Here is a 12,261-nt window from a genome sequence, read left to right on the forward strand (position 1 = left end):
TCATCTTGGGTATATTGAGTTATACCCAAATACTTTAAAACAATTAGCAAACATCCTATCCAAAAATTAGGCTTAACCAATCAAGCACGATCGGCTGGAAAAGCAATCACCTGTTCCAGTTTTAACCGATTCATGGCAATCATCAATAAACGATCCAATCCCAATGCAATCCCGGAACAGGCTGGCATATGCGGCAAAGCAGCCAGTAAGTGTTCGTCAATTGGCATCTGTTCAATCCCCTGTTGCTGACGTGCCTGATTATCTTCAATAAAGCGTTGTCTTAACACTTCGGCATCAACCAGTTCATCATAGGCATTGGCCAGTTCAAGACCTTCAATATAGACTTCAAAACGTGCGGCAACAGCTTCGCCATCCTCATCAATTTGGACTTTGGCAAGGGAAGCCATTTCAGGTGGAAAATCAGTTAAAAATATGGGTGTATCAAACCCGAGACTTGGCTCCACAAAATGTGAAAAGAGCAAATCCATATAGGCCAGCCGATCTTCGCCCAAATCAATATTCAAACCGACCCGATCAGCACATGTTTTTAAATCTTTTAGACTGGCTTGTAACGGATTAATCTCCAACCTGTCCTGAAAAGCATGTTTATAACTGAGAATCATTGGACGTACCGTATCAAAGCGATCCTGCAAGCATATGTTTAATAGATCAGTGGTTTCAAACATCAGATCTTTTAAGGAAAAATCCGGACGATACCACTCCAACATAGAAAATTCGCTATTATGCTTACGACCATGTTCATCATCACGAAAAACTTTACAAATCTGATAAATCGCTCCACTACCATTGGCCAACAACCGTTTCATGGCAAATTCAGGTGAGGTCTGTAAATAATGGGTCTGTAATTGTCCGTTAACATGGCGCTGTGCCGCAACCGAAGCAAGATGAACATCGGTCACAGCAGCACCTGATAAAATTGGTGTTTCAACTTCCAGCACGTCCCGTTCGGCAAAAAACTGGCGGATACGTGCATACATTTTTGCACGGGTTTTTAGTGCTTCTAGGTCACAAGTCGGTTGGCTAGTATTCTTAAAATCCATCATCAATTAGGCCCCAAAAGCCGACCATTCACGTCGTAAAGGATAGGTTTTGCGCAAAAGATCAAAGGCTTTTTGATCCACAAAACCATGATTTAAACAGGCGCGAACATTGGCATCATCCTGACGAATATCGTATAAGGATTGCAGATGTTGCATTAAAATATTTTTAAAATCCCGACCTTGAAAAAGCTGTGGACAAGCCTCTAACTGGCTTTCAAAGCGTTTATGCGCATCAAAGCCAAAGGTCTGGCAAAAAGCTTGATAAATCATTTGTGTACCTCTTGCCTTACCCTCTAAGCTATAACCGGCAATATGCGGCGTTGCCAAACTTAATAAACTTAATAATTTTTCTGAAATCACTGGCTCATGTTCGAACACATCCAATACCACTTGTCGCCCAGTCTGTTCTATATCTGCAATCAAGGCATCTTCGGCAATCACAGGTCCTCTGGCACTATTGATTAAGATTGTATCTGGGGGTAATTGTTGCAATGTCTGTGCATCAAATAAATGTTGTGTGGCATGTTCGCCGGTCTTGGTTAATGGCACATGAATAGAAATGGCATGACTGGTTTGTAATAAGGTCTGAAAATCAACTTGTTCTATCTGCTGATGCTGCGTAAATGGATCGGAACCGATCACACGCCAGCCAATATGTTGCGCCAAAGCTGCCAGACGTGTTCCCACATTACCCAAACCAACAATACCCAGACAAAATGACTGCCCTGCTTCAATCAATTCAGGTTTAAGCGTTAATAAAGCTGTCACCACATATTCTGCAACCGCTTGGGCGTTACAGCCTGGCGCATTGGCCCAGTGAATCTGCCGCTGATCCAATTCTGCAATATCCAGATGATCGGTGCCAATGGTAGCACTACCTACAAATTGAATCGGTGTATCATGAATCAGCGTGGCATTTACTTGCGTCACGGAACGTACCAGCAAGGCCTCACAATCCACCAAATCCTGCTGCTGTAAAGTACGCCCTGCATGTTGCCGAATAGTGCCAAAATCAGCAAAAAAATAATCTGTAAATGCCAGATTTTCATCAGCAACGATATTCATAAACTTACCTATAAAAGATTTTGACCAGTTACTCAAGCCAACAACCGAATTTAAAATGCCTAGATTAACGGGAGATATGGTATTTGGCAAAACATTGTAGCGCTAAGACCAACCCGTTCCTATAAAAATAGCGTGTTAAAACTCAGGTGTCAGATTGTGTCGCTTAAATCAAGCCACAATCTATAAAAATCATGCACGATTGTCTAAGATCATAAAAAAATGTAGAGCAAAAAATATGGAACAACTTAATCCATCAGATCTAAAAGCAATATTACATTCCAAACGTGCCAATCTTTACTATCTTGAACATTGTCGGGTCATGCAAAAAGATGGTCGGGTGTTGTACTTAACCGAAGCGAAAAATGAAAATCAATACTGGAATATTCCGATTGCCAATACCACAGTGATTTTACTTGGTACAGGCACCTCGATTACGCAAGCTGCGATGCGTATGTTGTGTAGTGCCGGCGTTTTAGTCGGATTTTGTGGTGGCGGTGGGACACCATTATTTAACGGTGCAGAAGTTGAATGGTTAACACCGCAAAGTGAATATCGCCCGACCGAATATGTACAAGGCTGGCTATCGTTCTGGTTTGACGATGGCAAAAGACTGGAAGTTGCCAAGCAATTTCAACTGGCACGAATTGAGTTTATCCGTAAAGTGTGGGCAAAAGATCAAGACCTCAAAAATGAAGGTTTTTATCTGGAGGATCAGGATATACAACAAGCCTTAAATGGTTTTGAAAAGAAAATTCCAATGCAAAATAAAGTTGGTGATTTACTCCTTGCTGAAGCGCAGACCACCAAGCAACTTTATAAAATTGCAGCGACACGCTGTAAATTGAGTTTTGAACGAAATCCTGAACAAGGTGATTTAGCCAATGATTTTCTCAATCATGGTAATTATCTGGCATACGGCTTAGCTGCAACTACGCTTTGGGTGTTAGGCATTCCTCACGGTTTTGCCGTGATGCATGGTAAAACCCGACGGGGTGCATTGGTGTTTGATGTTGCTGATCTAATCAAAGACGCGGTAATCCTACCCTATGCATTTATCTGTGCAAAAGAAGGCATGTCCGAGCAAGAGTTCCGCCAACAAGTGCTGCAAAAATTTACTGAACATCGATGTTTGGATTGGATGTTTGATCAGGTAAAAGCGCAAGCTTGCAAAAACTTCTCAAATCAAGGGGATGAATTATGATTGTCACGTTCATCTCCCAATGCGAGAAAAAAGCCCTGCCCCGTACTCGTCGTGTGTTAGATGCTTTTGCAGATCGAATTGGTGATAACACTTGGCAAACGGTGATCACTGAAGATGGGTTATTGGCAGTAAAACGGTTGTTACGTAAAACTGTTACGAAAAATACTGCTGTTTCATGTCACTGGATACGTAGCCGTCGTCGCAGCGAACTCATGTGGATTGTTGGTAATCGTAATAAATTTAATTGTGAAGGGATTGTGCCTGTTAACTCAACTCAGAAAAAACTTTCGCAAAATAAATGGGAAAACGATTGGCACTATTTGCCTTTGATTAAAGCTTTGGTGGCTATGTCTGCCCTTTTACATGACTGGGGCAAAGCCAGTGTTTTATTTCAGCAGAAATTAAACGATAACTCCAAAAAAGGAGATCCTCTACGACATGAATGGATTTCATGTTTATTGCTGCATGCCTTAGTTCAACATTCGGGTGATACTAAAAACGACCAGACTTGGTTGAATTTACTTATTCAACAAAATTGGGAAGAAGATGCTTTAAAGGCGACGATTACAAAAGGATTAGACCAAACTCATGCCCTAGATCAACTTCCACCAATTGCTCAATTGGTTGCATGGCTGATTGTTTCACATCATCGCCTACCAGATTTAAAAAATGAAGATGAAAGGAAACATTATAGTGATGAAGAAAAATCTGAACTATCAAGTTTACTAAAAATTATTTCTGCACAATGGGGCTATCAAAATAAGCAAGATGAAACAGATTATCAAAAAAGATTAAAAAAATGTTTCGAGTTTCAACAAGGTTTACTAAGTCAATCGAGCGAATGGAAAAAACAAACAACGAAATGGGCAAATCGCTTACTACAAGAAACAGATAATGCTTATCAAACATTACAAGATGGTAGTTGGCGAATCGTTTTGCATCATGCACGCTTATGTTTAATGTTAGGAGACCATTATTATTCCTCTTGTGATGCCGATTTAAAATGGAAAACATCATTAACATTAATTGCCAATACAGATTCAAAAACCAGACAGCCGAAACAAAAACTGGATGAGCATCTCGTTCGGGTTAGTGATAATGCTTTAAAAGTGTCACAATCATTGAGTCGCTTAGCCGAAGAAATGCAGTCTGCTTACGATTTACAAAAGTTGAAGAAAAAAAGTCCTCAAGAATTTGAATGGCAAGATCAAGCCGTCAAAGCAATTCAGCAATTCGATATTAAGAATGAAAATTCGAAAAACCAAGGTTGGTTTATTGTCAATATGGCAAGTACAGGTAAAGGGAAAACCATTGCCAATGCCAAGATTATGCAGGCCTTATCCGAAGGAGGAAACTCCCTCCGATATATCCTTGCACTTGGCTTAAGAACACTTACCTTACAAACCGGTGATTCATATACTCATGATATTGGTTTATCCAAGGATGAACTAGCCGTTTTGATTGGCTCTAAAGCCGTACAAGAATTACATCATCAAAAAACTAACCATAAAGAAGATGAAGACGATAATATCGAAGAACTTGGCTCAGAATCATTAGAAGAATTACTAGACAATGAATTACTCTATGAAGACATGCCACAAGCAGAGTTTATGGATGCACTTTTTCCGACAAACCCTTCAATGAAAAGCAAGTCAGAAAAGAATAAAGCATTCTTATATAAACCTGTTTTAGCTTGTACCATTGATCACATCATGACAGCAACAGAAACCAAACGTGGTGGAAAATATATTCTGCCAAGTTTACGCCTATCATCTTCTGACTTGGTTATTGATGAAGTGGATGATTTTAATGGTCAGGATTTAATTGCAATTGCTCGTTTGATTCATTTAACAGGCATGTTGGGACGAAAAGTCATGATTTCGTCAGCCACTATTCCACCCGCATTGGCAGAAGGTTTTTTTAATGCTTATCAACATGGATGGCAACTGTATTGTGCATTTAAGAAAATTAAAAATAATGATGTCATCAGTATGTGGGTGGATGAGTTTAAAACAAAAGTTCAGACTGTTCATTTATCTCGTGATGAACAAATTATTAAGCAATATCAAAATTTTCATTATAGCTTTGTACAAGTACGTTCAGATTATCTACAAAAACAGATTGTTAAGCATAAAGCCTATATCGTAGAGTGCGAGGATTTGGTGATAGAAAAAACCAAAGATAAATTGGATCAAAGTATCCAAAATCAATATTTTGAACGAATAAAACGAGAAGCGGAAACCCTACATCAAGCACATCATACGATTGATCTAAAAACAGGTAAAAAAGTTTCGTTTGGCGTAATTCGTATTGCCAATATTCCACCTTGCGTCGCGCTCACCCAATATTTACTTAATGCTGAATGGTCAGACAATATCGCGCCTCGTATCATGGCATATCACAGTCGACAAGTGTTGTTGCTACGCAGTGAACAAGAGCATCATTTAGATGACGTCCTAAAACGCAAAGAAAAGCAAGGTGAGCAAGCAAAAGCTTTTTCTGACCTAATAATTCGTCAGCATTTAGACCATACAGATTGTGAAAATATTATTTTTATTCTAGTGGCAACACCTGTGGAGGAAGTCGGACGAGATCATGATTTTGATTGGGCGATTATAGAACCATCTTCTTATCGTTCTATTATTCAACTCTCTGGACGAGTTTTACGCCATCGTAAATTAGAACAAAATATTAAACAACCGAATATTGCGCTAATGCAATATAACATAAGGGCATTACGCAAAGCTAAAGTTGCCTTTGAAAAACCAGGTTTTGAACAAAATAACCGTTTTAGACTAGATACAAAGGATTTAAAGCAACTCTTAGACATTACAAATATTGGAAATGGTATTAATGCAATTCCACGTATTCAAACAAATCAACCTTTAGAGTTTAAGAAAAAATTGGCTGACCTTGAACATGCAGTGACTGCCTATCAATTAACCTCTTATGATAACCATGGTGCTAAATTTCTTAGTGCTTGGCTGAATGAAACATGGTATTTGACAGCTTTGTCACAACGTTTTAATCCATTTCGGCAAAGCTCACCTAACATTCAACTTTTTAGAGTTTTTAAAAATCGTAAGCTTACGATGTGTATCAAAGATGATTTTGGTGAGTATCTTGATCGAACAAGTTGGTACAGCATTAAAAATTTTGAATTGAATAGGTTGGAAACTGAACGACTTTGGCTAAATCGTAATTATTACGACATTCTATGTCGTTTAGCTATTGCACGAAATCCTGATATAGATGATATTGATCAAGAGGTTGAAAAATTATCAAAACAATATGGGGAAATCATGTTGCCAGAATATCTTGAGGGCAAAAACTTAATATATTCGGATCAATTTGGTCTAATAGTTTTGGATAAAGAATAATCGAGGAAATTCAGTATGACAGAAAATATAAAGATATTTTTAAATGATCGTAAAGTCCTATGGCTCAAAAATCGTTTAAAAAAAGCAAAAGATGATTATGAGATTGCTGATTTACAACAGCAAGCAGCAAGCAAATTTAGTCTGGCAGAATGGTTACCTGATGCTGCCAACCGAGTTAAACAACTTTCTATGGTAAGTCATCCGAGTAAATTTAGTCATCCTAGTGCTAAAACATCAAGCATTATTGCCAATAGTAAAAAAAGTGGTGATGGTTATTTACGTAGTGGTAATGTGGATTATCCATTGGATGTTTTTGGTAATGCTGCGGCAATGGACGTATTTAAATTTTTAAGTATCCAATTATCAAATGGCAAAACCCTTTTGGATAATCTAGAACAAAATGATGAAAAATTAAAAAAAATTATTAGTACTCCAACTGCAAATTTTGAAAATTTACGTTCTGATTTTCTAAAAATCAAAGCTGCTGATACAACATCAAGAACAGATCACTTAATTAAGCAAGTTTATTTTCCAATTAAAAACAAAGATTACCATTTATTGTCTATTTTAACACCCTCCGGATTAATCACAGAATTAAAACAGCGTATTGATCATCTACGTTTCTCCGAACAGACTAAACAAGCCAAAGAGTATCGTAAAAAAAATGAATTAGATGATGTTGGTTATGCTGATATTTATGATTTAACCGTAACCGCTTTTGGTGGAACACAACCACAAAATGTGAGTGTATTAAATAGCCAAAATGCTGGACGTGCTTATTTGTTATCAAGCTGCCCACCAAAACTAGAAAAGCGTTCTATTCATTTGCCTAAAACAGATTTTTTTATACAGTGTCTGTATCGTAATAATTTTCAAGAAAGTTTTACTCAATTGCATAAATTTATGCAGATTGAACTAAATAATAATGATATTCGTGAAGCTATTCGCAACATTATTCACTTTATAATTGATCGCATTTTATTAGAAGCTTTTAAAATTCGTAAGCATTATGAGGAAGGCTGGTCTAATCAAGACTATTATGAAACTTTACCTAAATTACAACGTATTTGGTTGGACGATGCTTATCAAAATGAACGAGATAATGAATGGCGTAATGAACTCGCAAAAGTCATTGCAAGTTGGATTTTAAAAAGTTATGAAAAAGTGATTCAAGATGCCTTTAAACTAGGGGATGGTGAGCTTTTACACGTCAAAACGGTGGTAAATGAAGCTGTGAAAAAAGATAAGGAGTTTTTTTAATGCGTCGTTTTATTTTAATTCCTCATCTTAAAATCCATAATGCCAATGCTATGAGCAGCCCCTTTACCATTGGTTTTCCTGCGATGACAGCTTGGCTAGGTGCCATCCATGCTTTGCAACGTAAGCTACAAGCACTAAATTTTGCTGACATTACTTTAGATAAAATTGCTGTAAGTTGCCATGAGTTCAATTTGCAAACCTACAAAGGTCATGGTGATTTTGTGTCTTCGATTGTTGGCACAGCAAATCCGTTGGATAAAGATGGTAATCGCCCTGCTTTTATTGAGGAAGCACGATGTCATTTAGAAGTTTCACTTTTAATTGAATATAAAAATATCAGTCCAGATCAGATTGAACAACTTTTACAGACAGTCAAACAACTTGTATTAACAATGAAATTTGCTAGTGGTGATGTACTTTCACTAAAAAACTGCCAAATTCTAAGTTTTGATGAAGATGAGGATGAAGATCAAGAACTTAGAAAAATTTCTAATAAACTCATGCTAGGTCATGTTCTTATTGAGCGTCGTGATTTAGTCAAGCATGCAATGGAAAATGAGCAAAAAGATGCCTTAGATGCTGTATTAGATTATTTAAAAGTAACGCATAACTCAGCACTTGATGAACATGGCAAAGTAGCGTGGTCAAGTAGCCGTAAAGAAAAAGGTTGGCTTGTACCAATTGCTGTTGGTTTTCAAGGAATTTCTGAACTTGGACAAGCCACAAACCAAAGAGATGCAAATACACCACACCGTTTTACTGAAGCCATAATCACACTTGGTGAGTTTGTCATGCCCTATCGTATTGAAAATATTGATCAACTATTATGGCAATATTATGTTGATCTTGATAACAACCTCTACCTTTGCCAAAACCAATCTATCTAATTATATATTAAGGAGTTTTAATCATGGCTAAAAAAGAAAATACAATTGCGAGTGTTTTAGCATTTGAAAAAAAACTAGTACCATCAGATGGTTATTTCTATGGAACTAATTGGGATAATCGCACCGAACAAAGTGCATTAAAACTTATTCCAAAGTCTGTTCGAGGAACAATCTCCAATCGTCTAAAACCTGCGGTTGCTGGAGACCCAACAAAATTAAATGCAGAAGTTGAGAAAGCAAATTTACAAACTGTAGATGCTTGTGCTTTAGGTGAAAATCAAGATACGTTAAAAGTTTCTTTTACATTAAAAGTATTAGGTGGTATAGAAAATCCATCTGCATGTAATAACGAAACATTTTTACAATCCTACAATCAAATTGCTAAAAACTATATCTCTACATACGGCTTTACTGAACTGGCAAAACGTTACGCATTAAATATCGCCAATGCTCGTTTCTTATGGCGTAACCGAGTCGGTGCTGAAAAAGTGGAAGTCATTGTGACATTGACAGGTGAAGAAAAACCGCTTACATTCGATGCCAAGCAATATAAACTCAACGAATTTAATAAAATTAACGATAATATTCAATTACTTACAGATAAAATAGCACAAGCACTTAAAGGTGAATTACCCTATTTATTGATTAACATTGAAGCTTATGCTCTTGTTGGCAATGGACAAGAAGTTTATCCAAGTGAAGAACTTGTACTAGATAAAGGCAAAGGTGAAAAAAGCAAAATTCTTTATCACGTCAATGATGTTGCAGCAATGCACTCACAAAAGATCGGTAATGCTTTACGTACAATTGATACTTGGTATCCAGAGTTTGATAATAAGCAAATGGCTATAGCCATTGAACCGTATGGAGCCGTAACTAATTTGGGTAAAGCCTATCGCACACCTAAAGACAAAAAAGATTTCTTTAGTTTATTTGATAAATATGCATTAGGTGAAAGTTTAGAAAATCCTGAACAAGAACATTATGTGATGGCTGTTCTAGTTCGTGGTGGTGTTTTTGGCCAAAGTGGTAAGGAGTAATTATGCTCTATTACCAAGAAATCACCCTCATTGAGCAAACTGAAATATCTTTATATTTCATCTGGTCCAAACTTTATACTCAACTCCACCTCGCTTTTGTCGAACATAAAGACGAGCAGGAACAGATTCCCTATGGGGTTTCTTTTCCCCAATATCGGATTAATGAACAAAAACATATTGGTTTTTTAGGTTCAAAAATTCGTATATTTGCTAACTCTGAAAATGAACTGATACAGCTTAATCTCAATAAATGGCTTGATCGTTTAACAGATTATGTACATACCACAAGCCCAAGAGAAGTCCCACAAGGGAAAATCACAGGATATGCGTGTTACTTTAAAGCAAATCCTAAATTGACGATTGAACAACGGATTGTGCATCAGGCAGCTCGAAGGAATATTTCATTAAATGAAGCAGAATCCCATTTTAAAGATTTAATCCAACAGCCTAATGCTGAACCTTATATCAATTTAAAGAGTTTAAGCCATGATAGAAAGTTTAGACTTTATATCGGGAAAACCCTCGCTGATGAAGCGAATAATAAAAAATTTGGGACATATGGACTCAGCCGAACAGCGACAGTTCCTGAGTTTTAACCCAATATTTTTTTGATCTCTTTAACAGCTTAATAAAATCAATAAGTTATAACTTTGCTTAAAACTTTGGGTATTTATTACTTTTTAGAGTTAAAGCACTGTTATAACTTTATTTTTTGCTTTATGATTACAGTTCACGGTGGCATACACCGCTTAGAAAGTGATGACGTTTTGGGATTTAGGTGTTTCGGAGTTCACGGTGGCATACACCGCTTAGAAAAATCAATCCATCAGGGCTATAACCAAATTTTTGTTCACGGTGGCATACACCGCTTAGAAAAAGCTACCAAAGTTCCAATCGCAAATTCTGTAGTTCACGGTGGCATACACCGCTTAGAAAATCAACTGGTGACTATGGCGCAGCATCATCAAGTTCACGGTGGCATACACCGCTTAGAAAGGGTGAGCAAGAAATCTATTCTATTGATGAATGTTCACGGTGGCATACACCGCTTAGAAATAAAGATAACTATTCAGGTTTTCATACAGAGCGTTCACGGTGGCATACACCGCTTAGAAAATTCGGAAAGCATTCGATGTCCTCGCATACCGGTTCACGGTGGCATACACCGCTTAGAAAAAAAAAATCTTCCTTGGACATTGTTGGCTTTTGTTCACGGTGGCATACACCGCTTAGAAATTTTTTGCAAGAAGCCAGAAAAAAGAAGAAAGGTTCACGGTGGCATACACCGCTTAGAAATAAAGTGCATTTTTTCATGAAGTTGCCTCGCTGTTCACGGTGGCATACACCGCTTAGAAAGATGATTGATCCCCATACCTTCATAGTATCTGGTTCACGGTGGCATACACCGCTTAGAAAACAGCATAATTACAGTTGTTACGATGTGCGAAGTTCACGGTGGCATACACCGCTTAGAAATACATTCAACGTGCTGGCGAACAGCTCACTACGTTCACGGTGGCATACACCGCTTAGAAATTTTGGCCTAATGATATTGAGCGATTACCAGTGTTCACGGTGGCATACACCGCTTAGAAAATCCAAGTCTACAACGATAGTGTGCACATCTTGTTCACGGTGGCATACACCGCTTAGAAAATGGTGCGTGCTGTATCTGTTTGCCATAATGCGTTCACGGTGGCATACACCGCTTAGAAAAGTCTTCTAAGCGGCGTCGCTGTATATACATCGTTCACGGTGGCATACACCGCTTAGAAACTTGATGGACGCATAGGATTGTCGCCAATCTCGTTCACGGTGGCATACACCGCTTAGAAATTGAACACATTACAGTGATGCGGTTTTGAATAGTTCACGGTGGCATACACCGCTTAGAAATATGCTGCCGACATCGCGGCATGGGAGCAGGCGTTCACGGTGGCATACACCGCTTAGAAAAGTCTACTTCTGGGTTACCTGTTGGGGTGAATGTTCACGGTGGCATACACCGCTTAGAAATTAAAAGAAAAACAACAGATGTCTCTATCAATGTTCACGGTGGCATACACCGCTTAGAAATGTTTTGTCCGCATTTCCGAAAAACGTGTGCGGTTCACGGTGGCATACACCGCTTAGAAAGATAATAGAGCGTACTGGGGCGGATTGGCACAGTTCACGGTGGCATACACCGCTTAGAAAATACCTGTTAGCGGATAGTTCACGCTCATTTAGTTCACGGTGGCATACACCGCTTAGAAAATTTCATCAGTCATTAAAGTGTATTGCTGGATGTTCACGGTGGCATACACCGCTTAGAAAACAACATAACTACAGTTGTTATGATGTGCGAAGTTCACGGTGGCATACACC

The 12,261-nt window shown here is 38.1% G+C and carries 8 protein-coding genes and 1 CRISPR repeat array (1 of these 9 running past the window's edge); of the genes, 6 read left to right on the forward strand and 2 right to left on the reverse strand.

What is annotated here, in order from left to right; genetic code table 11:
* Window positions 1-80: 80 nt before the first annotated feature.
* Both epmA and CAP51_RS00840 read right to left on the reverse strand, forming a co-directional pair.
* Window positions 81-1,061 (reverse strand): EF-P lysine aminoacylase EpmA, encoded by a 981-nt coding sequence (epmA, locus tag CAP51_RS00835; protein ID WP_087619847.1) that lies wholly within the window; start codon window positions 1,059-1,061, stop codon window positions 81-83.
* 6 nt (window positions 1,062-1,067) lie between these two features.
* A complete protein-coding gene (locus tag CAP51_RS00840) occupies window positions 1,068-2,126 on the reverse strand; it encodes a 4-phosphoerythronate dehydrogenase (RefSeq protein WP_087618836.1) in 1,059 nt (352 codons plus the stop codon).
* A 235-nt stretch (window positions 2,127-2,361) separates the two neighbouring features.
* On the opposite strand from CAP51_RS00840, the gene cas1f reads away from it, so the two are divergent.
* Genes cas1f through cas6f form a run of 6 tightly spaced genes read left to right on the forward strand, consistent with a single transcriptional unit; the run spans window position 2,362 to window position 10,490 of the window.
* Complete coding sequence (cas1f, locus tag CAP51_RS00845) at window positions 2,362-3,327, forward strand: type I-F CRISPR-associated endonuclease Cas1f (protein ID WP_087618838.1); 966 nt, start codon at window positions 2,362-2,364, stop codon at window positions 3,325-3,327.
* On the forward strand, window positions 3,324-6,707 hold the full coding sequence (cas3f, locus tag CAP51_RS00850; RefSeq protein ID WP_087618840.1) for a type I-F CRISPR-associated helicase Cas3f: 3,384 nt from the start codon (window positions 3,324-3,326) through the stop codon (window positions 6,705-6,707). Before cas1f ends, cas3f begins: the two co-directional genes overlap by 4 nt.
* A 15-nt stretch (window positions 6,708-6,722) precedes the next feature.
* Window positions 6,723-7,967, forward strand: a complete 1,245-nt coding sequence (csy1, locus tag CAP51_RS00855) for a type I-F CRISPR-associated protein Csy1 (protein WP_087618841.1) — start codon at window positions 6,723-6,725, stop codon at window positions 7,965-7,967.
* Window positions 7,967-8,854 carry a type I-F CRISPR-associated protein Csy2 gene (gene csy2, locus CAP51_RS00860; RefSeq protein WP_087618842.1) on the forward strand — a complete coding sequence of 296 codons (888 nt, stop codon included), beginning with the start codon at window positions 7,967-7,969 and terminating at the stop codon, window positions 8,852-8,854. Before csy1 ends, csy2 begins: the two co-directional genes overlap by 1 nt.
* A 23-nt stretch (window positions 8,855-8,877) precedes the next feature.
* Window positions 8,878-9,894: a type I-F CRISPR-associated protein Csy3 gene (csy3, locus tag CAP51_RS00865; protein WP_087618843.1), complete on the forward strand. Its 1,017-nt coding sequence runs from the start codon at window positions 8,878-8,880 to the stop codon at window positions 9,892-9,894.
* 2 nt (window positions 9,895-9,896) lie between these two features.
* Window positions 9,897-10,490: a type I-F CRISPR-associated endoribonuclease Cas6/Csy4 gene (gene cas6f / locus CAP51_RS00870; RefSeq protein ID WP_087618845.1), complete on the forward strand. Its 594-nt coding sequence runs from the start codon at window positions 9,897-9,899 to the stop codon at window positions 10,488-10,490.
* Between the two features lie 132 nt (window positions 10,491-10,622).
* A CRISPR array of direct repeats spans window positions 10,623-12,261; the repeat unit is 28 nt; unit sequence GTTCACGGTGGCATACACCGCTTAGAAA (it continues 670 nt past the right edge of the window).

Origin of the sequence: Acinetobacter populi, from assembly GCF_002174125.1 — a bacterium.
Lineage (GTDB): Bacteria > Pseudomonadota > Gammaproteobacteria > Pseudomonadales > Moraxellaceae > Acinetobacter > Acinetobacter populi.

Bases quoted from the DNA above. Each gene is read 5' to 3' on its own strand.
- csy3 (WP_087618843.1), top strand. From the start codon at position 8,878: ATGGCTAAAAAAGAAAATACAATTGCGAGTGTTTTAGCATTTGAAAAA.
- cas3f (WP_087618840.1), top strand. From the start codon at position 3,324: ATGATTGTCACGTTCATCTCCCAATGCGAGAAAAAAGCCCTGCCCCGT.
- cas6f (WP_087618845.1), top strand. From the start codon at position 9,897: ATGCTCTATTACCAAGAAATCACCCTCATTGAGCAAACTGAAATATCT.
- csy2 (WP_087618842.1), top strand. From the start codon at position 7,967: ATGCGTCGTTTTATTTTAATTCCTCATCTTAAAATCCATAATGCCAAT.
- CAP51_RS00840 (WP_087618836.1), bottom strand. From the start codon at position 2,126: ATGAATATCGTTGCTGATGAAAATCTGGCATTTACAGATTATTTTTTT.
- cas1f (WP_087618838.1), top strand. From the start codon at position 2,362: ATGGAACAACTTAATCCATCAGATCTAAAAGCAATATTACATTCCAAA.
- epmA (WP_087619847.1), bottom strand. From the start codon at position 1,061: ATGGATTTTAAGAATACTAGCCAACCGACTTGTGACCTAGAAGCACTA.
- csy1 (WP_087618841.1), top strand. From the start codon at position 6,723: ATGACAGAAAATATAAAGATATTTTTAAATGATCGTAAAGTCCTATGG.